Origin of the sequence: Nonomuraea sp. NPDC050394, from assembly GCF_044459065.1 — a bacterium.
In the GTDB taxonomy this organism is placed as follows: domain Bacteria; phylum Actinomycetota; class Actinomycetes; order Streptosporangiales; family Streptosporangiaceae; genus Nonomuraea.
The window spans coordinates 1-24,607 of record NZ_JBITIO010000023.1; the positions used below are offsets into that span (position 1 = coordinate 1).

26 protein-coding genes are annotated in these 24,607 nt (G+C 69.4%); 16 read left to right on the forward strand and 10 right to left on the reverse strand.

Translation table 11 applies throughout. The features are described 5' to 3' along the window. The 4 genes from ACIBKY_RS49630 to ACIBKY_RS49645 form a co-directional block, all read left to right on the forward strand. The coding region (locus ACIBKY_RS49630) for an SLC13 family permease (protein ID WP_397108723.1) at nt 1-817 on the forward strand (817 nt) is incomplete at its 5' end. A 73-nt stretch (nt 818-890) separates the two neighbouring features. Next, on the forward strand, nt 891-1,643 hold the full coding sequence (locus tag ACIBKY_RS49635) for an IclR family transcriptional regulator (RefSeq protein ID WP_397108724.1): 753 nt from the start codon (nt 891-893) through the stop codon (nt 1,641-1,643). A gap of 69 nt (nt 1,644-1,712) precedes the next feature. Next, on the forward strand, nt 1,713-2,492 hold the full coding sequence (locus ACIBKY_RS49640) for a maleylpyruvate isomerase family mycothiol-dependent enzyme (RefSeq protein WP_397108726.1): 780 nt from the start codon (nt 1,713-1,715) through the stop codon (nt 2,490-2,492). Between the two features lie 331 nt (nt 2,493-2,823). Beyond that, complete coding sequence (locus ACIBKY_RS49645) at nt 2,824-4,035, forward strand: PucR family transcriptional regulator (protein WP_397108728.1); 1,212 nt, start codon at nt 2,824-2,826, stop codon at nt 4,033-4,035. Nucleotides 4,036-4,267: 232 nt separating this feature from the next. Here ACIBKY_RS49645 and ACIBKY_RS49650 read toward each other — a convergent pair whose 3' ends face one another. Continuing rightward, nucleotides 4,268-5,512: an FAD-dependent oxidoreductase gene (locus tag ACIBKY_RS49650; RefSeq protein ID WP_397108729.1), complete on the reverse strand. Its 1,245-nt coding sequence runs from the start codon at nt 5,510-5,512 to the stop codon at nt 4,268-4,270. Between the two features lie 94 nt (nt 5,513-5,606). Here ACIBKY_RS49650 and ACIBKY_RS49655 point away from each other — a divergent pair, with 94 nt between their 5' ends. The 8 genes from ACIBKY_RS49655 (at nt 5,607) to ACIBKY_RS49690 (ending at nt 11,403) form a co-directional block, all read left to right on the forward strand. Then, a complete protein-coding gene (locus tag ACIBKY_RS49655; protein WP_397108731.1) occupies nt 5,607-6,623 on the forward strand; it encodes a helix-turn-helix transcriptional regulator in 1,017 nt (338 codons plus the stop codon). 258 nt (nt 6,624-6,881) lie between these two features. Beyond that, entirely contained in the window at nt 6,882-7,577 is a 696-nt protein-coding gene (locus ACIBKY_RS49660) for a hypothetical protein (protein WP_397108733.1), read from the forward strand. After that, the gene (locus tag ACIBKY_RS49665) at nt 7,574-8,470 is read left to right on the forward strand and encodes a LysR family transcriptional regulator (protein ID WP_397108735.1); all 897 of its coding nucleotides are present in this window, start codon (nt 7,574-7,576) and stop codon (nt 8,468-8,470) included. The genes ACIBKY_RS49660 and ACIBKY_RS49665 overlap by 4 nt, the downstream gene beginning before the upstream one ends. A 126-nt stretch (nt 8,471-8,596) precedes the next feature. Continuing rightward, nucleotides 8,597-9,055: a helix-turn-helix domain-containing protein gene (locus ACIBKY_RS49670; protein WP_397108736.1), complete on the forward strand. Its 459-nt coding sequence runs from the start codon at nt 8,597-8,599 to the stop codon at nt 9,053-9,055. Between the two features lie 443 nt (nt 9,056-9,498). Continuing rightward, complete coding sequence (locus ACIBKY_RS49675; protein ID WP_397108738.1) at nt 9,499-9,822, forward strand: hypothetical protein; 324 nt, start codon at nt 9,499-9,501, stop codon at nt 9,820-9,822. Continuing rightward, nucleotides 9,819-10,646 carry a hypothetical protein gene (locus tag ACIBKY_RS49680; RefSeq protein ID WP_397108740.1) on the forward strand — a complete coding sequence of 276 codons (828 nt, stop codon included), beginning with the start codon at nt 9,819-9,821 and terminating at the stop codon, nt 10,644-10,646. Before ACIBKY_RS49675 ends, ACIBKY_RS49680 begins: the two co-directional genes overlap by 4 nt. Then, nucleotides 10,643-11,026 carry a YbaB/EbfC family nucleoid-associated protein gene (locus ACIBKY_RS49685; RefSeq protein WP_397108742.1) on the forward strand — a complete coding sequence of 128 codons (384 nt, stop codon included), beginning with the start codon at nt 10,643-10,645 and terminating at the stop codon, nt 11,024-11,026. Before ACIBKY_RS49680 ends, ACIBKY_RS49685 begins: the two co-directional genes overlap by 4 nt. Before the next feature lie 2 nt (nt 11,027-11,028). Further along, complete coding sequence (locus ACIBKY_RS49690; RefSeq protein ID WP_397108744.1) at nt 11,029-11,403, forward strand: YbaB/EbfC family nucleoid-associated protein; 375 nt, start codon at nt 11,029-11,031, stop codon at nt 11,401-11,403. A 164-nt stretch (nt 11,404-11,567) separates the two neighbouring features. Here ACIBKY_RS49690 and ACIBKY_RS49695 read toward each other — a convergent pair whose 3' ends face one another. From ACIBKY_RS49695 to ACIBKY_RS49710, 4 genes are all read right to left on the reverse strand, one after another. Continuing rightward, nucleotides 11,568-12,002: a hypothetical protein gene (locus ACIBKY_RS49695; RefSeq protein ID WP_397108746.1), complete on the reverse strand. Its 435-nt coding sequence runs from the start codon at nt 12,000-12,002 to the stop codon at nt 11,568-11,570. 355 nt (nt 12,003-12,357) lie between these two features. Continuing rightward, the gene (locus ACIBKY_RS49700) at nt 12,358-13,956 is read right to left on the reverse strand and encodes an ABC transporter permease (protein WP_397108747.1); all 1,599 of its coding nucleotides are present in this window, start codon (nt 13,954-13,956) and stop codon (nt 12,358-12,360) included. Beyond that, nucleotides 13,953-14,852 (reverse strand): ATP-binding cassette domain-containing protein, encoded by a 900-nt coding sequence (locus ACIBKY_RS49705; protein WP_397108749.1) that lies wholly within the window; start codon nt 14,850-14,852, stop codon nt 13,953-13,955. Before ACIBKY_RS49705 ends, ACIBKY_RS49700 begins: the two co-directional genes overlap by 4 nt. Continuing rightward, nucleotides 14,845-15,549, reverse strand: a complete 705-nt coding sequence (locus tag ACIBKY_RS49710) for a TetR/AcrR family transcriptional regulator (RefSeq protein WP_397108751.1) — start codon at nt 15,547-15,549, stop codon at nt 14,845-14,847. Before ACIBKY_RS49710 ends, ACIBKY_RS49705 begins: the two co-directional genes overlap by 8 nt. 261 nt (nt 15,550-15,810) lie before the next feature. Here ACIBKY_RS49710 and ACIBKY_RS49715 point away from each other — a divergent pair, with 261 nt between their 5' ends. Continuing rightward, nucleotides 15,811-16,572 carry a hypothetical protein gene (locus ACIBKY_RS49715; RefSeq protein ID WP_397108753.1) on the forward strand — a complete coding sequence of 254 codons (762 nt, stop codon included), beginning with the start codon at nt 15,811-15,813 and terminating at the stop codon, nt 16,570-16,572. Between the two features lie 120 nt (nt 16,573-16,692). On the opposite strand, the gene ACIBKY_RS49720 is transcribed toward ACIBKY_RS49715, so the two are convergent. Both ACIBKY_RS49720 and ACIBKY_RS49725 read right to left on the reverse strand, forming a co-directional pair. Continuing rightward, on the reverse strand, nt 16,693-17,058 hold the full coding sequence (locus ACIBKY_RS49720; protein ID WP_397108755.1) for a YdeI family protein: 366 nt from the start codon (nt 17,056-17,058) through the stop codon (nt 16,693-16,695). Beyond that, on the reverse strand, nt 17,055-17,483 hold the full coding sequence (locus ACIBKY_RS49725) for a VOC family protein (RefSeq protein ID WP_397108757.1): 429 nt from the start codon (nt 17,481-17,483) through the stop codon (nt 17,055-17,057). Before ACIBKY_RS49725 ends, ACIBKY_RS49720 begins: the two co-directional genes overlap by 4 nt. A gap of 87 nt (nt 17,484-17,570) precedes the next feature. Between ACIBKY_RS49725 and ACIBKY_RS49730 the strand changes: the two genes are divergently transcribed. Further along, nucleotides 17,571-18,503 carry a helix-turn-helix transcriptional regulator gene (locus ACIBKY_RS49730; RefSeq protein WP_397108759.1) on the forward strand — a complete coding sequence of 311 codons (933 nt, stop codon included), beginning with the start codon at nt 17,571-17,573 and terminating at the stop codon, nt 18,501-18,503. A gap of 34 nt (nt 18,504-18,537) precedes the next feature. On the opposite strand, the gene ACIBKY_RS49735 is transcribed toward ACIBKY_RS49730, so the two are convergent. The 3 genes from ACIBKY_RS49735 to ACIBKY_RS49745 form a co-directional block, all read right to left on the reverse strand. Beyond that, nucleotides 18,538-19,869, reverse strand: a complete 1,332-nt coding sequence (locus ACIBKY_RS49735; protein ID WP_397108761.1) for a PKD domain-containing protein — start codon at nt 19,867-19,869, stop codon at nt 18,538-18,540. A gap of 63 nt (nt 19,870-19,932) precedes the next feature. Then, nucleotides 19,933-20,502, reverse strand: coding sequence for a hypothetical protein (locus tag ACIBKY_RS49740; protein WP_397108763.1), 570 nt, complete (start codon nt 20,500-20,502; stop codon nt 19,933-19,935). Between the two features lie 11 nt (nt 20,503-20,513). After that, complete coding sequence (locus ACIBKY_RS49745; RefSeq protein ID WP_397108765.1) at nt 20,514-21,683, reverse strand: hypothetical protein; 1,170 nt, start codon at nt 21,681-21,683, stop codon at nt 20,514-20,516. A gap of 430 nt (nt 21,684-22,113) precedes the next feature. Between ACIBKY_RS49745 and ACIBKY_RS49750 the strand changes: the two genes are divergently transcribed. Further along, complete coding sequence (locus ACIBKY_RS49750) at nt 22,114-22,317, forward strand: hypothetical protein (RefSeq protein ID WP_397108767.1); 204 nt, start codon at nt 22,114-22,116, stop codon at nt 22,315-22,317. 312 nt (nt 22,318-22,629) lie between these two features. Next, on the forward strand, nt 22,630-24,495 hold the full coding sequence (locus ACIBKY_RS49755) for a hypothetical protein (protein WP_397108769.1): 1,866 nt from the start codon (nt 22,630-22,632) through the stop codon (nt 24,493-24,495). Nucleotides 24,496-24,607: the final 112 nt, after the last annotated feature.

Consider the following 24,607-nt stretch of genomic DNA (forward strand, 5'->3'; position numbering starts at 1 on the left):
CGCCTTCAACCTCGTCCTGTCCGCCGTCGTCTTCCTCCTGTTCGGCGGCCGCGAACTGCTGCGCCGCACCGGGGAACCACTCATCGAAAACCAGCTGGAAGACGGCCCGGCCCCGGCCTCGGGCTTGGCCCCGGGTTCGGGCTCGGGCTCGGGCTCGGGCTCGGGCTCGGGCTCGGGCGGCACCGCCGTCCTGGCCCCACCGGTCGCCGAGGTGGTCCTGCTCAACAAGGAGCGCCTGCTGACCCTCACCGGCCTGCTCGTCCTGGCCGGCGGCGCCCTGTTCTTCGGCCTCGACGTCGGCTTCACCGCCATCACCGTCGCCGTCGTGCTCTCCCTGGTCTCACCCAAGGGCGCCAAGGACGCCATCGGCCAGATCGCCTGGCCGACCGTCCTGCTCATCTGCGGGATCGTCACCTACGTGAGCCTCATGGAACGAGTCGGCACCATCGACTTCCTCGGCGGCAAGGTCGCCACCATCGGCATCCCGCTGCTGGCCGGCCTGCTCATCTGCCTCATCGGCGCCGCGGTCTCCGCCTTCGCCTCCACCACCGGCATCCTGGGCGCCCTCATCCCCCTGGCGGTGCCGTTCCTGCTGACCGGAGACATCGGCGCCGTCGCCCTGGTCATCGCCCTGTCGGTGTCATCCTCGGTCGTCGACTCCTCACCCTTCTCCACCAGCGGCGCCCTCGTCGTCGCCAACTCCCAGGAAACCGAGCGCGACTACGTCTTCCGCGGACTCATGCGCTGGGGATTCAGCATGATCGTCATCGCGCCCCTGCTCACCTGGCTGATCTTCCTCGCACCCAGCTGGCCCTGACGCATGGTGGCCCTGCGGAGGATGTACTCTTCCGTATGGTAGAAAACGCCACCTGCCTCCGGAGACTGTGGACATGTCGGCACCACGCTCGGCCAACGGCGTGCAATCGCTGGAACGGGCTTTCGCGATACTGGAGCTGATGGCGGAAGCGGGCGGCGAGCTGCAGCTCAGCCGCCTTTCCACGCTCTCGGGCCTGCCGCTGCCGACCATCCACCGGATCATCAGGACCCTGGTGGGGTCGGGCTACGTCCGCCAGCTCCCCTCCCGCGGCTACGCGCTGGGGCCCCGGCTGATCCGGCTCGGTGAGAGCGCCTCCAGCATGTTCGCCACCTGGGCCCGGCCCGTCCTGACCGACCTCGTCGCCGCCGTCGGCGAGACGGCCAACATGGCGGTCATGGACGGCGACCGCGCCGTCTACGTCGCCCAGGTGCCCTCCACCCACTCCGTGCGCATGTTCACCGAGGTCGGCCGGCGCGTCTACCTCCACTGCACCGGAGTGGGCAAGGCCCTGCTCGCCCAGCTCCCGCCCGAGGACGCCCGCGCCCTCGTCGAACGCGCCGGCATGCCGGCCCAGACCCCCAACACCATCACCGACCCGGACCGGCTCATGGTCGAACTCTCCGAGATCAGGCAGCGCGGTTACTGCGTGGACGACGCGGAGCAGGAGCCTGGCGTACGCTGCCTGGCCGTACCGGTCACCGGGGCACCGACGCTCTCGGCGATCTCGGTCTCGGGCCCGGAGGGGCGCATCGGGGCCGGCGCCGTCGAGTCGATCGCCGCCCAGCTCCAGGCGGCCGTCCCCAAACTCCTCGCCGAGATCACCTGACCCCGGCTCCTGCGCCGTTGGCGCCCTATCCGCTCCATGAACACCACAACCGTACTTGGAGGTGCGGCGATGGACACGCCCGCGTACCTGAAGGCCGTCGTCGAGCAGACGAGCACGTTCGCCGACTGGGTGCATGACAGGGATGCGGCGGCCCCGGTGCCGACCTGTCCGGAGTGGACGCTGACCGACCTTGTCGACCACGTCGGCAGCGTACAGCGTATGGTCACCATGCTCGTGGGCGAGCGGATGACCGAGCCGAGCGAGGCGTTCGCCGGCTACGTTCCGGGTCCGGCCGATTCGGGCCAGTGGCGCGCCTGGCTGAGCGACTGCGCGGCCGAGGCGAGCCGGGCGTTCGCGTCGGTCGACGATGACACGCCGGTGTGGGATCCGTCGGGCGCCGCCGCGGGTGTGACGTTCTGGTCACGCCGGCTCCTGGGCGAGGTGTGCGTGCATCGCGCGGACGCGGCCGCCGCGCTCGGCCTGCCGTACGAGCTGGAGCCGGAGCTGGCCGTCGCGGCCCTCGAGGACTGGCTGACAACGCTGACGTCCCGCGGCTACTGGGAGAACAGGCCCGGCTTCTCCGATGCGATGCGCGGCAGCGGTCAGACTCTGCACTTCCACGCGACCGACGCGCCCGGGGAGTGGGTGGCCCGCCGGGAACCGGACATGGTCGTGCTGGAGCACACACACGCCAAGGCGGACGTCGCGGTACGCGGCCCGGCCGCCGACCTCCTGCTCGTGATCAGCCGACGCCGGCCCCTGGACGCGGCTCCCGCGCTGGAGGTGCACGGGGACCGGGCGCTGCTCGAGCACTGGATCGAGCACATGGACTGGGTCGCCGGCGGCTGACCCCACCCGGAGGCGACCTCGCGCCCCGCACACCCGGCCGCCGCCGTCCCGGCCCGACCGTTCATCGATTGCCGGCGCAGGCCGGAGACCGCGTACCCGGCCATCCTGCGGGCGTTCGGCGAGCATGACCTGGGTTGCCGGCCCTTCCACGGCCGGCTGTTCACCGCCAGGCTCGGGCCGGCGAGCACCTCGGGACTTCCCGTCCTGCTGCGAGTGTGGAAGGGCGCCGGCCACGCCGCGCCGGACGGCGCGGAGGTGACCGGCCGCGCCGCCGAACTGCCGGCCTTCCTCATGCGGGAGCTGGACATGACCCCCGCGTAGCCTGGTGCCCATGGCATCGGAGCTCCAGCGACTGGTCGACAGCCTCGGCGCCCGCCTGGGCCGGTCGGTGGCGCTCGACGACGTGAGCATCCGCCTGCTCGCCTACACCGCGCACACCGGCGAGGTCGACTCGGCCCGCGTCGAGTCGATCATGCGCCGGCGCGTCTCCCCCGAGGTGGTGGCCCACATCCATGCCAGCGGCGCGCTGGCGGCCCAGGGCCTGTTCACCGTGCCGGCCATGCCCGAACTCGGGCTCGACGTGGCTCGCGTCGGCATGGCCGTCCGCCATGAGCGGTCGCTTCTGGGCTTTCTCTGGTTGCTGGGGTCGGACGGTCCGGTCAAGGACAAAGATCTCGCCGCCGTACGGCAGGCCGCCGAGAGCGCCGCGCTCACGCTGCACCGGGAATACCTGATCGGCGAGCTCAGCCGCGGCCGCGAACGCGAGCTGGTACGCGATCTGATCTCGGCCGACCCACGGCTGCGCGATGACGCCGCGCAACGATTGATCGAGGAGGAACTGATCACGGCCGGTCCGGTGCGCGCACTGGTGGCGACGATCACGCATGACCAGAGCCGGCCGCTCGGCGAACGGGACCGGCTCGCCCTGACGGCCGGCCTCGACCACGCACGCCGCCGTCTGCCCCCGCGCACGAGCATCCATCTGGAACGCCCCGACCATGGCATCCTGATCCTCGTCCAGCCCGTCCCCGTCACGGCCGAGATCGACGACCTGGCCGCCGCACTCCACCGGCGACTGGCCGCCGAGAGCGGCAGGACCCCGCAGGAGTGCTGGGTCGGCATCGGCGGGCATCAGCCGGGCCTGACCGGCGCGCACCGCTCCCATGCCGAGGCCAGGCAGGCCGCCGACGTGGCCCGGATCATCCGCGTCCTCGGCCCCGTCGTCTCGCACTCCAACCTCGGTGTCTACGGCCTGCTGGCCGAACTGCCCACCGAGCGCCTCGGACACAGTCTCCACCCCGGCCTGCGCCGGCTGCTCGACCACGACGCCGGTCACGACGCGCTGGTCACCACGCTGGAGACGTTCCTCGACCATGCCGGCGACATCAAGCGGACCGCGGCGAGCCTGTGCATCCACCGTGCCAGCCTCTACTACAGGCTGCGCAGGATCGAGGAGATCGCCTCGGTCGATCTGTCCAGCGGAGACGACCGGCTCACCCTGCACCTGGGGCTCAAGATCGCCAGGTTGACCTCTCTGAGATGAGCGCCGGCGACACGCGCCGGCATGCCTGCGGAGGCTCGCCCCCGGCCGCCGGGGAGACGGCCGGGGGGCGGTTTCCAGGGGCGTGCCGTAGGGGCCCCTCTCCCGCCGCGTCCTGCCCGAGCGTGTCGGCACACCGGCACGTGTTGGTGGCGATGCCGTACTGCGAGTCAGGCCGGAGGAACCGCGCGGCCGGAAGGCGATCGCGAAGGGCTCCGCGACGGCGTGTGCCGCCTCAGCGCAGGCGCCTGAGCCGGCCGGCCGCCGCGATCATGGGGGTCGCCGCGGCGGTGACGGCCGCGCCCAGCGGCGTGTCGGTGGCCAGAATCCAGCGGACCGTCCGCATGGCCAGGCCGAGGATCTCCGCGCCACGCACACGCATGTCCGCCTCGAACCGGCTGACGGCGACGGGGAGGGTGCTGGTCCCGGCGGCGACCTCGCACAGCTGCGCGTACAGGCCTGCGGCGTCGCGGATCGCGGCGCCCGCTCCCATGCCGGCCGTCGGCGGGGTGGCGTGAACGGCGTCGCCCAAGGCGGTGATGCGTCCGGCGGGCCAGGGAGCGAGGTCCTGCGCCCGTGTCGAGGCGGCGTTGAACCGGAACGCGGCGATGCTGCCCGCGTCGGCCTTGGCGATGACCTCGAGCGGGCCCTCGCCCCACCCGTGGCGGCGGAACCTGGCCAGCAGGGCGTCCCGCAGCTCGTCCTCGCGCAGACCGCGTACCGAGCCGGTCTCGCCGGACTCGGGAAACATCGCGCCCCAGATGTAGGTGGGGCCGGTCGTGACCGAGGCGCGCAGGTGAGGGGCGTCGAGTACGGCATTGCCCACCGGATCGAGGAAGCCGACGTACAGCGCCGCGCCCCGAGGCGCGATCACCATCCCCGACCGCGGCCCGAGGCGCTTGCGCTCCGGCGGGCTCAGGTCCTCGGCCGCCGTCCTGCCGGAGAAGCCGATGATCCCGACGGGCCTGTTCGTGGGGCCTCCGGCGAGGTGCCGGGCGACCAGCGAGTGGGCACCGTCCGCGCCCACCAGCAGGTCGCACTGCCGCGTGGTCCCGTCCGCGAGAACGACCTGCGGCGTGCCGTCGCCGGCGTGCCCGACGCCGGTGACGGTCTGCCCCAGATGAAGATCGTCGCCGACCGCGTCGGCCAGCAAGGTCCGCAACGTGATGCGGTCGATGTCCACGCTCGGACTGCCGGCCAGCCGCGGCCCGTGGCCGAGGAGGCGTCCGTGCCAGTCCCAGAACGCGTCCGGGTCGCGGAGCCTGAGCGCCGATGCCGAGGCCAGCAGTCGTTCGACGATCTCCGGCGGTACGAGCCGGCGCAGGGCCGCCTGCGCCCGGCCGTCGAGGGTGATGTGGTAGCCCCCTGTTGCCGTGACGTCGGTGTCACGCTCGAAGACCGCCACGTCGAACCCGTGCCGGCGTAGACCCGCGGCCAGCGCCAATCCGCCGATGCCGCCCCCGATGACGATGATGCGCATCCTTCTCCTTGCTGCTTGTCCGAACAGGTGTCGACGGAGACAGTGCCATCGGTAGTGGACATCGAATGTCCACTACCGGTGCAGGATGGTTCTCATGGCCGAAACCTCACGACGTGCGCTGCGGCTGCTGTCGCTGCTCACGACGGCTCGATGCTGGCCGCTGGGTGAGCTCGCCTCGCGGCTGGACGTCAGCGAGCGCACCGTCCGCCGCGACATCGAGACCCTGCGGGCGCTCGACTATCCCGTCACCACCGTCCACGGCCCGGGCGGCGGATACCGGCTGGGCGCCGGGCACGCGCTGCCGCCGCTGCTGCTCGACGACGAGCAGGCGCTCGCGATCACGGTGGCCCTGCAGACCGCGCCCAGCAGCGTCTTCGGACTCGGCGAGGACGCCGAACGGGCGCTGGACGCGCTGAAACGCATCATGCCGGCCAGGCTCAGAACGGCCATGGAGTCACTGAACCTGACCAGCCTGCAGAACTATTGGGAGTTCCCGGCCGATCCGATCGGCTCGGAACGGCTGAGGGCCGCGGGAATCGCGGTACGCCACCGCCACGTCCTGATCGTCGACATGGTGAGGGCCGACGGCACCCGCCCGGCACCGGGCGAGGACGACTTCTCCCCCGCTCGCCGGATCGAGCCCCACCACCTGGTGCTCTGGGCCGGGCGGTGGTACCTCGTCGCCTACGACCTCGCCGACGGCCACTGGCGGGTTCGCCGCCTCGACCGCCTGTACCTGCGCTCCCCCACCGGTGTTCCCTTCCCGCCCAGAGATCTCCCCGGCGGCGACGTCGCGCGCTTCGTCATGACCAGCCATGACCGCGGCGACACCCCCGCCACGTGGCCGTGCACCGGGACCGCGCGCCTGAACCTGCCCGCCGAAACCGTCGCACGCTGGGCGCCGGGCGGATCGGTGGTCGAGCACCTGGGCCCCGATCACTGCCGCCTCACGATCGGTGCGTGGTCGTGGGCGGGTGTCGCCGGCATCCTGGCCACCTTCGACGCCGATCTGGATCAGGTGACGCCGCCGGAGCTGAAACACGCCTGCCGCCGGCTCGTACGCAGGTGGCGTGCCGTGGCGGCCGGTACCGGCGACCGCCGGGGGCCGTGAATCGACAGCCGCGCGGCCCTTGCCGCGACTCCGCGCACAGCGCTTTCCGCCCGTGGATCGACCTGATGGTGTGACCGATGTGGAAAAGTTGCTGAACTCCTGTCTGCCGGATCAAGATCACCGTCTGTCAGGACTTCTCCGCCGGGCGGCGATGCGGGAGCCCCAAGAACTACTCCCGCTAGACATGAGTGATCGTTCATGGCCCACGAGTGGTCCCGCATTGGCGCTCAGAGCTGGATAGCCCGCACCATGAGGGTCATGGACCGAACTCTGCGGGTCGCGGTCATCGGCGATCGCGACCCGGAATTTCCCCCGCACCAGGCCACCGATGGCGCGCTGGCGCACGCGGCCGCGTACCTGGGCGTCGGCGTGGACGTGCGCTGGCTCGACACGCAGCCGCTCGAAACCGACCTTGCCGAGGTCAAGGCCGCCGACGTGCTGTGGTGCGCGCCCGGCAGCCCGTACCGGAGTCTGCGCGGCGCCCTCGAAGCACTCCGGTACGGCCGGCAGCACCACGTGCCCACCCTCGGCACCTGCGGCGGCTGCCAGCACATGATCATCGAGTACGCCCGCCACGTACTCGGCTACGAGGATGCCCAGCATGCCGAGTACGATCCCTACGCCTCCACGCTCTTCATCTCGTCGATGGCCTGCTCGCTGGTGGGCAGGACCATGCCCGTCACCCTGAGCCCCGGCTCCCGGGTCGCCGCCGGGTACGGGCGGACCGAGGTCGAGGAGCGGTACTACTGCAACTTCGGCCTCGACCCCGCGCGGCAGCGGATCGTGCACGACGGCGGCTTCTCGGTCACCGGGGTCGACGACGACGGCGAGGCCCGCGTGCTGGAGCTCCCCGGCCACCCCTACTACGTGGCGACGTTGTTCGTGCCGCAGGCCCGCTCGCGTCCTGAGGCGCCGCACCCGCTGGTCGTCGGCTTGCTGCGGGCGGCCCTGTGACCTTCACCCAGCTGAGGATCCTGCAGGCGGTCGCGCGTACCGGCAACATGACCCGGGCCGCCGGGGAACTGTCCATCACGCAGTCCGCCATCAGCCACGCCCTGCGTACGCTGGAGAGCGAACTCGGCGTCGCCCTGCTGGTGCGCGGCAACCACGGGGTGAGCCTCACCGCGACCGGACGGGCCGTGTGCCGCCGCGCCACGCTCATCCTCACCCAGATGGAGGCGCTGGAGCAGGAGGTCGCCGGGGTCCGCGAACGCGGCAGCCTGCGCGTCGGCACCATCCCCAGCGCCAACGTCCGCCTGCTGCCGCCGATCCTGCGCCGCTTCGAGGACGCCTGCCCGCAGGTGCGGCTCACCGTCATGGAGGGCTCGGACCACGAGGTGCTGGAATGGCTGGAGACGGGCGCGGCGGACGTCGTGACGGTCTCGGCCGGGATCCCGTTGCCCGCCGGAACGATGACGCGGACGCTCGCGGCCGACCGCATGCTGGCCGTCCTGCCCAGCGGGCACGACCTGGCCGTCCGTGACTCCGTGACGATGGCCGAGCTGGCCCGGCGCCCGTTCATCATGTCCACGGGTGGCTGCGAGCCCCTGATCACGAAGGTCGCCCGGGCGGCGGAGGTCAGCCTGCGCTGCCACTACCGGGTACGCGACACCAACAGCATCCTGGCCATGGTCGCCGAGGGGCTCGGCGTGAGCGTCATCCCCGAGCTGTCCCTTCCCGCCCATAGTCCCGGCGTGCACGCCGTCCCGCTGGAGCCGCCGGTTGGGCGCACCGTCCTTCTGGCCCTTCCCGCCGACCCGCTCCCCACCCCGGGCGCCTTCGCCGAGCTGGCGGCCGTCCCCCTGGCACCTCGGCCCGTGTCGCTGGAGTCCTCGGACCGGGCTTGAGCCGGGTTCTCCCCGGTCTGTCCCGGTTCGAGAGCAGGGCCCTTTCAGGCATCGTCCGTATGACAGGAGGAGGATTCGTCGTGTGGTCGCGGGGTTCCACGGACGAGGTTCCGCGTCCACTCGGCCATGCTCAGTCTGGGACAGGTCAGCCTTTCCCGGCACATCGCCGCGGGCCACCAGCTCTGGCGGACCATGCGGCTGATCCGCCGCACGATGATCACTCTTCCTGCCAACCGGCTGGACGCGGCGCTGGGCAGCAGATTCATCACCCGGCAGGGCCTGGGCGCCCTGTTCCGGCAGTTCCTCACCTGCCTGCGCACCCCTGCCGCCGAATGCGCCCCGCAAGAGCTGCCCGCGCTGGAGCAGACGGCGCTGGATCACGGCCGGGAGGAGGGTGTCGCCGCGCTGATACGGCGCCGCCGCCCGGAACGCTGCCGCACCGACCCGGCCCGCTCCAACCAGCCCATCCAGGCGATCGCCCTGCGCTGGGGGTTCGCCAGCCCGTCCGCCTTCACCCACGCCTTCCGCCGCGCCTTCGGCATCACCCCCCCGCGCCTACCGGCGCCACCCGGTCGGACCGCGTAGAACTCCCGCCCGCCGTACCCCATCGAAACCACGCGGCGGCCGCGGCGGGTGCCCGACCACGCGCGTGCCGTGCGGGATTTCTGTGCGATCCGTGCGCGGATCTTCCCGGCCGTGGCGGCGGTTGATATCCAGGCTGAGCCCCGCCGGGCCCGCTGCCGCTCCGGCCGTGAGACCCGCGGGTGTGGTGTGCCCGAGATGACCGTGACCGGCGGCCCGCCCGGTCCAGAAAGGTGAGCAGATTGTCCGACGACTCCGTTGCAGAGCCGACAGATCCGGAGCTGTCGTCGAGTCCCTCGGCGGACGCACCGTCCGCCGGGCTCAGCCCATGCCCGCACACTCCGAAGTGCCCGTCCTCTGGGTGCCTCCCGCCGAGCCTGCGGGATGGCCACGCTCCGGACGCCGCCGGGCGCGAGGCGGCCGAGCCCGCACGGGACAAGGGCGGTGTGGGGTTCCGTAGCGACTCGATCGTGTCGTTCGCCGAGGTGATGAACTCCACGGCCGACATGGTCGGCGTCATCCAGAGTGCCACCCCCAGGTTCGAGGGATGGCGGCTCGCACCCGTGGCCGGTGTCCCGATGATCGGGCTGATGTTCGTCAACAGGCTGAACACCATCGCCGACTCTTGGGCGGACTGCGCGGGAATCCTGCGCGAGGTGCTGAAAGAGGACGGCCACAAGCTGATGAAGGTCGCCCGGAACTATCGCGCCACCAACGAGCGGACCGTGGCCACCATCGAGCAGAGCGATCCCCGGAAGCCGACCCCATGACACCTCCTCCCGCCAACCTGAACCTCCCGGGCGAGATGCCTCCGCCCGGCCCACGCCAGATGCACGTGTACGGCCCCGACGGCAAGATCCAGCGGACCGTCACCTTCGGGCAGCGCAGTGACCCCGGATTCTTCAAGAATCTGGTCACCCAGGTCCGCAATCACAACCAGCCGATCCGGCTCGGGCTGGCGATGTCCGGCGCCGGCGCGGCGGGAGGGGCGCTGGTCGTGGCGACCGTCCTGAACCTCGGCAATCCCTTCCTCTACCGCGACCGCCGGGAAACGTGGAAGGAACTGCACGGCACCCTCAAGGGCAGCGCCTGGGACGACTGGATCACCTACTTCAGCGAGATCTCCGGCAACTGGACGGGCCACGCGGTCGAGACGTTCCAGCAGTACCTCAGGTTCAAGCTGATCGGCATGTTCGACCAGCTCGGCAGCCTCGCCAAGGACATGACCGAAGCCATGAACAGCCAATACAAGGAGGTGTACGAGTACGACGCGTCGGTCGGCGCGCTGTGGGCCACCTCCGCGCCGGTCTTCAAGGCGCTGATGGCCATGAGCGGCCATCCGGTCGGCAGGGTCGCCCTGATGACGCAGGCCGGCGTCTTCCTCACCGCGGCCGGCAACCTGCTCAAGCAGTTCGCCGACGTGTACAACACACACGAGAGCACCCTCATGGATCTCGAACTCAAGCTCCACGAAGTACGCGGCATCTTCTACAACGCGGGCCGGCCGGGCATGGGAGCCCGGGACCTCAACGTACACCCGGACATCGAGGACCCCCGGCACTGGCGGCCCGCCTCCGAGGCGGAGCCGAAATGACCCACGGCAACGCCTTCCAGGAAGGCAGAGACGGCGACCTCGCCGGGCTCATCCGCGACTTCGAAGGATGGGTCGACGCGTTCGCCGGCGCGCTGCGCGAACTCGCCGAAGAGCGGCTGACCGGCGTCGACGACACGGGCCTGGTGGCGGCCACGGTCTCGGGCACGGGACGCCTGCTCCGCGTGACCATCGACCCCAGGGCGATGCGCGACCTCGGCCACTCCGACCTGGGCCCGGCCGTTCTCCAGGCCATCCTGGCCGCCCGCGCGGCGATGGGAGAGGGACTGGAGAAGGCGATGACCGCCCTGTCCGGTGGCCGGCCCCCGGCCGGACAGGACGTGCTGCAACCGTACTTCGACGCCGTGCTGCGCCAGGAGTGAACATGGACGAGATGTGGGAACCACGGACGTCCGCCGAACAGCTCGCGGCCGCCTCCGCGAAGATCGACCCCATCGTCGAGAGCTGGATCGCGCGGACCTTCACCGCCACCTCCGCGGACGGAGGCGTCGTGGCGACGGTGGACGCGGCGGGATCGTTGCTGTCGCTCGACATCAGCGCCCTGAGCAAGCGCAGGTACGACAGCGTCACCCTGGCGGACGCGGTGGTCGCGGCCGTGCACGCGGCCGAAGCCATGGCAGCCCAGGCCAAAGCCGTGATGGAGGCCGAACTCGACGCAGCGGCCGGACACCACCTCGGCAGCCTGCGCGGCGATGCCCAACGCGACTTCGAGGCCCGCGCGCACGGCCGGACACCCTGAGCGTCCCGCCGGTTCGCCGGACTGGGCAGAACTCGGCTTCGACGGTGGTGGTGAGGCCGGCGCCCGCCCTCCGGTACGCCCTGATCTGGCGCACCGCCGCCATCCATGCCCTCGGCCGGGTCGTTCACGACCTCGGGCACGCTGGAGCTGTGATCCTGCCGTTCTCAGGGGTTCTCGGCCCGGATCGACGCGCGGAAGTCCGCGAAGTCGCCGCCCTGGCCGCCGGCCACGGGCATGGCGTCCAGCAACGCCTGGGTGCGCGCCTCGATGAGGCCGATCCCCGCGCGGTCGGTGTGCACGTAGAGCCGGTCCTCGCGGATGGCCTCCACCACGAGCTCGCCGACATGGCCGGGGGTCACGCCGTACCGGGCGAGGGTGGCCTCGACCTTCGCCGCGAGCCGTTCGACCCGGTCCCGGGCCGTGGACAGGCCCGCGGCCGGTTCGGCGAACGCCTTGCGCGTGCTCGCGGCGATCCCGGTGGCGACGGCACCGGGGCCGCAGCACGGCGCCGACCCGCGGCCCGGCCTGCCCATCGCGCGGCGGGTGGCGGCCGCCTGGCTGGAGTCCCTGTCCCCGGCGGCCCGCGCCGCCGTCGGCACCCTCGCCCTCGCCGGCGCCCCGATCGCCCCCTACCTGTGGCGGCTGCTGCACTGCGGCCTGCACCGCGACGACCTGGAGGCGGCCGCCCGCGGCGTGGCGGAGGCCCATCTGGGTGATGAAGCCGTCCAGGTGGGCCGTCCCCTCGGAGGTGAGCTCCTCGGGGATGAGCCGAATGGTGTCGGAGGAGAACGCCACCGGGTCACCGAAGATGTCCAACGCCTCCTGGTAACCGCGGACGTTCCACGACTCGGTCGCGGGGTCGTACTCGACCGGCGGCTTGGTGGATCGAGCCGCGGAGCCAGAAGAGCTGGTGCGGGACGTCGTACTTCTTGGCGAACTCGACCATGGTCAACCTCACTGTCCGAAGTCCCGGCGGCGCAGGGTGCGCAGCCCGCCGTACAGCAGAATCGCCGTGATGATGAGCAGGGCGGCTTGGGGGCCCACGTTGAACGGCTGGCCGCCGAAGGGGTTGGAAACGTAGTGGAACGGCTCCAGAGGGCTGCCGCCCCACAGCCCGTACAGCGGCCCGGCGACCTGGCCGAGCGCGGCGGTCAGGAGCCAGGCGATCCAGCAGATCGCGGTGCCGGCCCGGGGAAGCAGGCCGTAGGCGAGCACGCAGACCGCCGCGACGCACCATGCCGCCGGCACAACGCCCAGCGCGCCCCCCAGAAATCTGGGCAGGTCGGTGGACAGATCGCCCACGAGCACGGAGTAGAGCGTGCCGAAGACGAGCCCGGCCACCGCCATCAGCGCCGCCGTGCCGAGCCCCGCCACGATCAGGTGCCCGCCGGCCCAGCGCAGCCGGGTCATCGGCGTGGCCTGGACGGCTTCCGCCCGCCCCGAGGTCTCCTCCTCGCGCAGCCGCAGCGTCATGAGCACCGGATACAGCGCGATGACGTAGGCCAGGATGAGGATCAGGTACCAGGAGTAGCCGCCGATGGCCACGGCCGGCATGCCGAGCATCTTGATGATGCCGTCGGTGACAACGCTCGGCCGCGCGAGCAGGTCACGGACGAAGGGACTCAACCCCGCGCCGGCGGCGGCGAAGAAGGCGACCCCGACCGCCCACGCCAACAGCAGCGAACGGTGCAGCCGCCAGGCGATGCTGATCGGCCCGCGCAGGCGTGTGGTACCGGCGGGCCCGAGGCGTTCGGGCAGGATGCCGGCGCCCAGGTCGCGCCGGTCGAGCAGCCGGTAGGCGAGCGCCAGGAGTGCGGCGCCGACCAGGACCGACAGGCCGAGCATCCACCACCTTTCGTCCTGGTACGGCCGCACCAGGTGGCTCCAGCCGATCGGTGACAGGTTGATCAGAAAGTGCTGCCCGGTGGCGTCGCCCGCGTAGCGCATCACGTACGACACGGCCAGGACGGACAGGCCGATCGTGGTGGCGGTCCGGGCGTTGCGGGCGAGCTGCGCGGCGACGGCGGCGATGGCGCCGAACACCCAGCCGGCCGCCGCCACGGCGGCCGCGTAGGCGAGTGAGCCGACCGGCTCGAACCCGATCCCGATCAGCACGACGGCGACGGCGAGCCCGCAGGCCACGCTGACACCCGCCGCCACCAGGATGGCGGCGGTCAGCGGGGCGCGGCGGCCGACCACGGTCGAGCCGACGAGTTCCGCGCGCCCGCTGTCCTCTTCCCCGCGGGTGTGCCGGACGACGGACATGACGGCGGCGAACGCGGTGAACACATACAGGAATCCGCCGCTGCGCCAGGTGGCGAGCACCTCCAGCCGGGGTTCGACGGTGCCGCCACCGAGCGCGTGCAGGAAGGCGTTGCGACTGATGGTCTCGGTGTATTCGACCTTGAGCGCGTGGGTGCCCATGCGGGTGTTGATGTAGTTGACCATGATCAGGCCCAGGGCCGCGACGAGCAGCACCCACCAGGGGGCGATGACCCGTTCGCGGCGCAGCGCCAGGCGGGTGAGCCGGCCGGTGCCGGTCAGCGCGCTCACCTGTGGGCTCCGGTCCGGTCGTAGTGCCGCAGGAACAGTTCCTCCAGCGTGGGCGGCTGGCTGACCAGGCCGCGCACGCCCGCCCGGGTGAGGTGGCGCAACGCGTTGTCCAGCGCGGGCGCGTCGACCTCGAAGGCGACGTGGGCGCCGTCGGTGCGCAGGTCGTGCACGCCGGGCAGGTCCGCCAGCCCGTCCGGTGGACCGGCCAGCTCGGCCTGGATGCTGGTGCGGGTCAGGTGCCGCAGGTCGGCCAGCGTACCGGTGTCGACCGTGCGCCCGTCGCGGATGATGGTCACGCGGTCGCACAGAGTCTCGACCTCGCTCAGGATGTGGCTGGACAGCAGCACGGTGCGGTCGCCACGGGCCTTCTCCTCCCGTACGGCCTCGCGGAAGACCTCCTCCATGAGCGGGTCCAGCCCGGAGGTGGGTTCGTCCAGGATGAGCAGCTGGGCGTCACCGGCCAGCGCGGCGACGAGGGCGACCTTCTGCCGGTTGCCTTTGGAGTAGGCGCGGCACTTCTTGTGCGGGTCGAGGTCGAAGCGTTCGATCAGCTCGCCGCGGCGCTTGGGGTTGAGGCCGCCGCGCAGTTCGCCGAGCAGATCGATGACCTCGCCGCCGGACAGGTGCGGCCAGAGCGTGACGTCACCGGGCACGTACGCCAGCCGGCGGTGCAGCGTCGTCGCCTCGGTCCAGGGGTCGCCGCCCAGGAGCCCGATGTCCCCGGCGTCCGCCCGGACCAGGCCCAGCAGGATCCGGATCGTGGTGCTCTTGCCCGCGCCGTTCGGCCCGAGGAAGCCGTGCACCTCGCCGGCGCGGACGACGAGGTCGAGGCCGTCCAGCGCCCGGGTGGAGCCGAACGTCTTGACCAGCCCGGCCACCATGACGGCGTCAGTCATCTTCTTCCTCTTCATCGTCGTGGGATCGGAGTGCGGCCACGCGCTCACGCGGGGGTGGGTTGCCACGATGCTTGTCGAGGGCGTTGACGGCGGCGGCGGCCTGCTCCGGGGTGAGCATCGGGTGCGAGCGGATGTCGAGCAGGGCACGGGCGAGCAGGTCGTCGCCTTCGGGGCTGAAGATGTCGATGCCGATGTTGCGCGACAACTGCCGATGCAGAATCGGTACGGCCAGCGCCATCGCCACCCCGAGCGCCGCGCGTACCCGGCGGTCGGCGAGCGGGGGGTCGAGGCGGTCGCGTTCGGCTTCGGCCAGCCATTGCTCGCCCATCTCGACCATGCCGTCGAAGACGGGCGCGGCCCAGCCCTCGGTCAGGGCACGCGCCAGGTACGGCTGGTAGGACCCCAGGACCGCCCGGCTGAGCGCGACGTAGTTGACGTCGGCGGAGCTCATGTCGCCGGCCCTGGCCTGGTCGTTGAGCCGGCGGAGCATCTTGGCGAGGTAGGCGTCGCACTCCTCGCGCAGTGCCTGTTTGGAGCCGAAGTGGTGGCGGACCAGCCCTGCGGACACGCCTGCGGTGTCGGCGATCTCCTTGATGGTGGTGCGCTCGAACCCGTGCTCGCCGAAGTGCCGCAGGGCCGCGTCCCTGATTCTGGCGCGGGCGGTCAGGTCTTTCGAGTCGGGTGCGGGTGTGGTCATGGCCACTGATCCCCTATTCCGTCATGCAAATTACTATATGCCGAGAAAGCATACTACACATGTGTGTAGTCATGGCGAGAGAGGGCGGGATAGCCGCCGTGAGCCAACGGATTCGGCCAGGCAAGGGCCCATGGCCCACGAGTGGGCCAGCATCGGCGCTCGGGACCGGGTCGCCGCACAGCCGAGCGCGGGGTTCGGCCCGACCGTGGGGGTACACCTCGTGATTGCCGGCGCGTACACCGTCAACTTAAAGTGCACAGTGTGAACTTCTTTGACACCCCGAAACCCATCCAGGCCGCGGTCGACCTCGTGGCGGGAGAGGTCCGGCTCGTGGCGGAGCGCCGCGCCGGCACGCGGGTCAGGGTGAATCCGCTCGATCCGGCCGACGACGACGACGTGAGCGCGGCCGGTCTGACCGAGGTGGAGTGCTCCGGCGGTCACCTGAGGGTGCGTGGACCGCGCCGGGGCGCGGTCGAGGTGGAGATTCAGCTCCCCGAAGGCTCCGGCCTGGAGATCGACCTGTCGGCCGGCCGGGTGCGCAGCCATGGCCGGCTCGGGGAGACCAGGGTCCACAGCGGCCACGGCGGGATCCGGCTCGGCCAGACGGCCGGGCACGAGGTGGAGTCCGGCTCGGGCGAGGTGTGTGTCGCCGCGGTCGAGGGGCCGGCCGTCATCATGATGCGGAACGGTGACCTGTGCCTCGGCGAGGTCGCCGGCGCTCTGCGGGTCACGACCGCCCGGGGCCGGATCGTGGTCGAGCGGGCCCACGACGACGTCGAGGTCACGACCGGGGACGGCGACATCGGGATCGGCGAGGTGGCCAGGGGCTCGGTGACGCTCACGGCCTCGGGGCGGATCGAGGTGGGCGTCAGAAGGGGCAGCGGCGCCCGGCTCAGCCTCGACTCCACCTACGGCGCCGTGCGCAACCTGCTGGCGGCGTGGCCGCCGCCCGAGGAGAGCGTGGAGATCCACGCCTCGGCCACGTTCGGCGACGTGGTGGTGAAACGTCACGTACGGAAGTAGGCGCGCGCCGAGGAGAAGATCTCGCCACCGCCCTCCCGCGCGGTCGTGGTTCTACCGCGCGGGAGCCCTCCTCATCACGAAGGCAGGGGGACGCCTGCCCCTGGGACAGGCAGGTGAGCTCTACGAGGCGGGGACGTCAGACTCCCGCCAGCGGCCGTCCGCCTGGGCGCGCTCGACCTCGGCGAGCCCGGCCGGGCGCATCCGGCCCTCCTGACGCAGCCGTGCCACCCGCGCGATGTTCGGCCGCGACCAGGAACTGCGCGGACGGCGTGGGGTGTAGCGCTGGGTGTAGGTCGCCTCGTCGCGCCCGCGGGTGAGCCCGTCGATCCAGCCATGGCACAGCGCCTCCTGCAAGGCCTGCTCGTAGGTGAGGCTGGTCGGCTCGGTGGTGCCCTTCTTGGCCAGCACCACCCACACCTCCGTGTCGGAGGTGTGGTGGGCGCTCAGCCACTCACGCCATGCGGCGGCGTCGGCGAAGATCTTCACGACTCGCTCTTCATGGAGCTCAGCACCTCCAGGTAGTGCGGGTTGTACATCAGGCCCAGGATGTTGCCCCACGGGTCGATCACGGTGGCGGTGATGAAGCCGGTGCCGCGGTCGCGGGGTGCGTCGTGCTCCTTGGCTCCCATGGCCACGAGCCGCTCCAGTGCCGCGGGCACATCGTCGACGTGCCAGAAGACCACCGCGCCCGCCGGCCGGCCCACCGCCTCAGGCGACGGGGTCCTGGCCAGCTCGCTGTCGGCGTAGGAGCTGTGGATGACGCCGAACTCGTGCTGGTAGTCGCCGATGCGCCACTCCAGGTAGGCCGGGGTGTCCATGTAGGGCGCGATCCCGAACAGCTCGGTGTACCAGCTCTTGGTCGCGTCCAGGTCGGGTGAGTAGAACGACGTGGTGGTGAGTCCTCGCAACATGCGCGCTTCCCTTTCTCGCGGATCGTGTATCCATCATCTCCATTAAAGTGCTCATCAATTGAGCACTTTGTTTGCGAAGATGAGGACATGCGCGCCGACCGTCTCGTGGCAGCCTTGCTGCTGCTTCAAGCCCGGGGCCGGGTGACCGCCGCGGAACTGGCCACGGAGCTGGAGACCTCCGTGGCCACCGCCCGCCGTGACCTGGAGTCGTTGTCGGCGGCGGGCATCCCGGTCTACCCCCAGCCGGGCCGGGGCGGCGGATGGTCGCTCGTCGGCGGCGCCCGTACCGACCTCACCGGTCTGAACGCGGCCGAGACCCGCGCCCTGTTCCTCCTACTCGGCCGGGCCGGCACGGCCACCCCCGAGCTGACCTCCGCCCTGCGCAAGCTCGTCCGCGCCCTGCCGGCGACCTTCCGGGCCGACGCCGAGGCCGCCGCGCAGGCCGTCGTGTCCGACCCCGCCGGCTGGGGTGAGGCGGACCGGGAGCATCCCGTCCCGCACGAGTCCTTGCAGGCCGCGGTGGTGCGCAGAGTCAAGGTACGGCTGGCCTACGCCGGGCGGGAGCGGCTCGTGGATCCCCTGGGCCTGGTCGACAAGGACGGCATCTGGTACCTCATCGCGGACACGCCCGCGGGCCGGCGTACCTTCCGCGTCGACCGCGTCACCGAGGCGGAGATCACCGACCTGCCCGCGGAGCGGCCGGAGGAGTTCGACCTGGCGGCGGAGTGGTCGCGCACCGTCGAGCACATGGAGCGCAGACGCTCGCTCGTCACCGCGGAGGTGCTGATCGACGCCAGGTTCCTGCCCGTGCTGCGCTCGCACTTCGGACGCCACTGCGAAGTCGTCGCGACCGAACCCGGCGACCGCGTCCGCGCTCGCGTGGCCGCCCACATGCCACGCGCGATCGCCGAACAACTGGCCGGCTGGGGCGCCATGGTCGACGTGATCGAGCCCCGCTCCGTCCGTGACGAACTGGCCCGCATCGGACAAGAACTAACCGAGCGCTACGCGCGGTCCTGACAGACGCCGCTGAGCGTGTCTTGACGCGTGACCTTCATGGACCTGGCATGGTCGCTTGTTGCGTGTACGTGGCCTGGGCACCCTTGTCATCGGTCACGGTCAGTTTAACGATGTAGCTGCCCGCGGCAGGATACTTGTAGAAGGCAACCTTCTCAGCAGACGTTGCTCCGTTTCCAAAGTCCCACTGATAGGCGACGATAGTGCCGTCGCTATCTGTTGAAGGGGTGGCATCGAATCGACATCCTGGCGCAGCGAAGCATAGCCAATCAAATCGCGCGGTCGGAGGCTTGTTGCTGCCTGGTTGACCAAGAACCACTTGCTTCGTCGCGGTGGTATTGAGGGAGTCATTGTCCCGAACGGTTAGAGTGACGCTGTAGGTGCCCGTGGAGCTGTAGATGTGCGAAGCAGTCTTGCCGCTACCACTCGCGCCGTCCCCGAAGTTCCAGGAGTACGCGGCAATGGTGCCGTTTGTGTCTACGGATTGCGAAGCATCGAATCCGCAAAAGCGAGTGGGCTGGTCGCATGACACCTGGAAGTCCGCAATGGGCGCACCATCGCTGCCACTGACGGAGACGGTTTGCGTATAGCTGGATGCGGCGCCTTTGTTGTCGGTCACGGTAAGACGTATGCGATAGCTGCCAGGCGCAGCGTACTTGCGTGATGGGCTGACGCCAGTGCCGGTCGAGCCATCCCCAAAGCTCCAGGCGTAGGATGCGATGCTGCCGTCTGTGTCTGCTGATCCTGCCGCATTGAACGAACAGGTCATCGTTTGATTGTTACAGGTGTGTGTAAATTGGGCGATGGGCGGAGAGTTTGTTTCTTCCAATACCGACAGGGACATGGTGGCGCCGTTGTTGACGCACGTGGCGTTGTGTCCCGTGGCTTCTCCGAACGGAGACAGAAAGGTAAGCTCTATATCCTGCGCCTCTATGCGCACGCTACCGGCTCGTGATAGATAAGCGGAGTCGGATACGGCGGTTGGAAGAGTTAGGGGATCGCCAGGTGTTTTCGCATGCTGCCTGCTGCTTCCACTTCCGTAAAGTATGCCATCCCACGCTTGCGTAAGATCGGCTTTGGCCTTGATGACTAGTTGGCTACCAGCGGCGTAAAAACCTGGCGATCCGAAGCGTGTCAGTCCGGTGTACGTGAGTGTCCAGTCAGCAGTAAGCGTACCCTCAACGAAGTGCTTGGGCTCTACTGTCCCAACGCTCACTTCGAGATCGACGCCGTTTGCGCCCGCCAGACTTCCGGTGCAGTGATAGTTGATGATTAGGCGGTACGAGCCAGCATGGCTAGGCGACGCCGAGGCTATGACGCTACCGAGGCTGACCAGTAAAGCTAGAATAGTGGCAACTAAGTGCCGCATGGCGATTAGATCCTTAAGCTTCTATTTAAGCCGCGTTATGTGTTCGAGGGTTGGCACTTCCTGCTAGCGACATTCCGGAGCCTTTAGCTGCGAGCGAGGACAGATAATCAGCTCGGACAGGAATCGATCCGTATAGACCGTGCCTCCCGTTCGATAAGTGACTTCGACTCCGTTAATTTCAGCAATGGAGTCGGACATCGACGTCACGGTCAAGACGAGAACAACTCCCCTGTGCTGAGGATCGCTCGTGACTGGCGGCACTGTTGCCTTGTACGCAGGCAAGAGTTGAACACCCCAATCGGTGACATCGCTGTCCGCGCGGAGAATCCCGCCCCCCAGCGTGCGGCCGGGGCCTGCGACTCTGGCTTCAGTGATTCGAGCCGACTCCGCGAGCAGGCGGATCGCTTCGATCTGTGCTGTCTTCTCGGACCGGTTGGTAAGGAAGATGTGGGCCCAGTCCAGGCGTTCTCCCCTTTCCAGCGTCGCGGTAACTCTGCCGCTTGCCCTATCGCAGTTCTTTTCGCACGGCCACGCCAGCGGGCCGGCTTTGTTGCTTTGCCAGATGACGAATGCGATAGAGGCGATTGCAGCAATCAACACGATTGCTGCAATCAATGTCTTGCGTGTGAGCACTTACTTGGGCCCTATCGTGCAAGTTGCAGGTAGATTTCTTCAGCGTCTGTCCACCAGCCGTTTTCGCCATAGAGGCACCACTGATAGCCCAACGCCCCGGGGAGCGTTCTGTCGTACTCCCAGATGATTTTCACGTTTTCCGACCATCCGCTCGTGGCGGAGGCGGTAAACATACCAGTGGTGGCATTACCGATCTCCGCGGCGCCGGTGTAGCGCTTGTTCTGGCCCTGCGTCTTCGTAGCTGTATACGTGTGCGCAGGGTCGTAGCAGACTGTGTATGGGGCGCATGGGTCGTTCCAGTTGCAGCCGTGCCAGTCGTCAGATTTCCCCTGCAGGGCGCCAGTCCATGCAATTGCCGAACGCTCGCTCCAGCAGTACCAGCCGCTGACGCATTTGAAGAAGTCGCCATAGTCGAATCCAGCCATGATGTGGGCGGCGTGGCCTCCAAATTTGGGCCGGGGGGTGATTGCCTGGAGCACGTAGGTTACTTCAGAGCCAGCAGAGGTCCCTACGTGATGGGTACCAGACGCTTTCCATTGATGTTCAGCCTCGCCCTTGACTCCGACCTCGATTGAGGAATCAGAGGTTTTTCCATAGCTGAACGATGCTTTAGTATTGGGTGATGCTTCTACTCGCCCCACACGGGTCATGGTGTTGCGGTAGATTTCGGTTGGCGCACTGGTGAGCGTGACCTCGTCCGTGAGCTCAGATGGTGCCTGCTGCTTCAGCAAATCGCCCATAAGGCGAGCGTGACGGGTTCCTGGGCGGGCTCCTATGGCTTCATGGCTCACGGAGAGGGTTGTCGGCGACTCGGCTGCAGGTTTGCGGTCGGGGGTTACCCAGCGGCCTGCCTCGTGTCGCCTGGATATGTATTGAACACTGAATCTGTCGCCGGATAGAGCCGCGAAGACTATGAAATTCTGCCATCCCATGCTGTTGGGCGGTTGTGCACTTGCTGCCTTCTCGGCGCCCACGTCGAAGCTAAACCGACCAGACGCATCGACAACATCGTGCGCGAGTGATGTTTCGTTCCCCGAGCCGGTGCCAGCGGGAAGAAGGTAGACATGGACAGACCCCTGCCCCACATTGCTCTGCAATTCAACGCTGACGAGCGAGCCCGTCAGGAGAAGGTCGGATTGTGAAGCGGCTTGTGCGGCAGTGCCGTTGGAAAGCGAGATCACTAAGAGTAACGATAAGGGAACGGCCAGTCTTCGCCAGGGCATAGGTCTCCTTCTCGCGCTGTTCAGAACAAGAGCAATACAAAGCGAGTCGGGAAGCGGTGTCAAGCGTGTATCGGAAAGGTGGAGTTTCCACTTGACGCGGCACCACGTCGATAGTCGGTGAGCAACTCGCTTGACGCTGCATGTAAGCGGTTCACATCCACGATCTCACTCGCGTATCTAGAAGAAATATAGATTCGCCAGGTTACGCTTTGAATGCTCGCCTCCTATCGAGGTGTGGACCATGGTCTTCCTGCGCTGAGGGCCACCCTTTAGTGCCCATCGGCGGCACCGGCCGGGACGCATGAGTGTCGCCTCGATGCCTGAGCGACACGGCGAGACGACAGGCCGCGTCCGCCGCGATCCCAGGCCCTGCTGCTTTGCTTGATTTATGGGACTACTGACCGTGAGGGCCAATGTGCCGGTGCTGGGTTTCCGCGACACGGAGGAACGGGCCATCGCCGACTCGCCCTGCATCCGCAAGGTGATCGATCAGGGCAAGCTGACGCTGCTGGCCGACCACGGCTCCGAAACCTCCGGCGCGTCACAGACGGACGCGGCACCAGACGAGGGGACCTATGAGGAGGGTGGATGAGGCTCGTGGACGACGAGGGCGCTGACCACGAGGCGGCGCCCCTCCCGCATGGGCTGCACGTCGAGCTGGAGGTGCGCGTGCCCGACTACGACGACGCCGCCTGACGGCCGTCCGAGAGGAGCTGTAGGTGGCCAGGTTTCGGGTGCGGATCCGCAACAACGACGCCAACCTGACACGGCTGTTGCGATCTCCGCAGGGCGACATCTACCGGCACGTCGACGGCATCATGCGGCAGACGGCGAACCTTGGGCGCCGCAACATCCGCGTCGACTCCGAGAGACCGCGCTGGAGGCGGTCGAGGACGGCGCGAAATTGGCGGCCGTCGAGCTGGACAAGACGAAGAAGTCCAGCGACCGGCTCGGCGACAGCGTCAGGGGCATCGGCGCGGGCGGCCGTGGCGGTCTACGGAACCTGGCCGAGCTGCCGCCGGCGAGCGAGCGGGTGGTCCGCGGGCTCTCCTTCACCAGGCAGGCGATCATCTCGGCGATCGCCGCCGGAGCGGCGCTCGCCCCAACGTTCGTCGAGGCCGGGGCCGGCGTCGCCGCGTTCGGAGCGCTGGCGGTACCGACCATCGCCAAGGTCATCAAAGCCCAGACGGAGATGGGCGATGAATGGGAGTCGCTGACCACGGACCAGAAGATCGCTGCGGTGTCGACCCAGTCCCTGGTCCAGGAGTACAAGGACTTGTCCGCGACCCTGGCACCGGACACGCTGCGCCTCTACAACGCGGCGCTCACCGAGACGAGGGAGCTGCTGCCGGAGCTGGTGCCGCTCAGCCGGTCGGTGACCACCGCGCTGACCGACGCGGTGAACGCTCTCGGCGACGGGTTCGACTCCGACCAGGCCCAGCAGTTCTTCGACTTCCTGAAGTCGTCGCCGCCGGGCGCGATCGACGGGATCGTGTCGATCGCCCAGGAGGGCGGCGCGGCGGCGGCAAGCTTCATCCAGGCGCTGTCGCCGCTCGCCCCCGTGGTTGGCGGGCTGGTGTCCGGGGTGCTGCAGCTTGTCGGCGGGGTCGCGGAGCTGTTGCCCGAGCTACTGCAGCTCGTCGTCACCGCCGTGGCGCTCAAGGGACTTGTCTCGGCGGTGTCCGACGTGCTGTCATCGACCGCGACTCGCACCAGAACATTCGTTAGGGAGACGAAGAACGCGTCGCTCGCGCAGAAACTGCTCACCGCGGCGGCCTCCGCCGGGCCGAACATCTACCTTGCCGGGGCGGCCGCGCTCGGGGTGCTGGTCGTGTCGCTGGCCGCCGCCAAGACGAAGGGTGACGAGCTGGTCGACTCGATCCAGGCGCAGAACCTGGCCATCCGCAACAACGTGGCCGGCTACGAGAACGCCAACCGGATCCTGGCGGCGAAGGTGGCGCCGGTGCAGGAGCGGATCGGCCAGGCCATCCGGGACCGGAACGCGGATCTCAACGTGAACACGGTCGCGCTCGCCCAGGGCGCTCTGGCGCAGCGCGGCCTCAACGACGAGACCACCGCGGCGTACGCGGCGCTGGAGGCCAACCGCCGGGCGCTGTCCAACATCAACGCTGGGGCGCAAGCGGTCGCCTCGACGTACGGCATCACCACGCAGCAGGCCATCGCCTTGGCCGACGCCGTCGGCGTCGACCTGTCCAAGGGGATCGTGGAGAGCGGGAACCTGACCGCGGCGGCGGCTGGGAAGTTCGCCGCCTACCAGGCGGCCGTCCAGGCAGCGCAGAACCCGACGCTGGCCATCCAGAGCGCCTTCGCCGGCACCGCGAACGAGGCGCTCAACCTGTACGACCGGGTCAAGGCGCTCCAGACGGCGTTCGACCTGACGATCAACCCGAGCCTGGCGCTGTTCACCGCGACGACCCGCGTCCGGGACGCCGTCGCCGCCGCGAACAAAGTCCTCCAGGACGGGGACGCGTCCTCCCAGGCGCGCCGTACGTCGTTGCAGAACCTCATCGGCACCTTGCGTGACCAGGCCAACGCCGAGTTCACCGCCAACCAGAACGTCAACTTGACCAAGGCGGCCTACGACCGGCAACTGCCCACCCTCCTCGCCCTGGCGGGCCGGAGCAGGGAGGCCCGGGACCTCATTCGCGACCTCGGCGGGGCACTGACCGGCGCCAAGCGGGCGGCCGACGAGGCGGGCGACTCACTCGGCACCGCCGGGCAAGGGCGGGCGACTCGGCGACCGGGTTGAGCGACGCCCCCGGCAGGCAGGGGTACTGGACCGCCGCGCCCAGGGCGCGGCGGGTAACGTCGGCGAGCTCGCCATCGAGGCGCAGGGCGCAGGCGGGTCGGCAGCGGCCGCC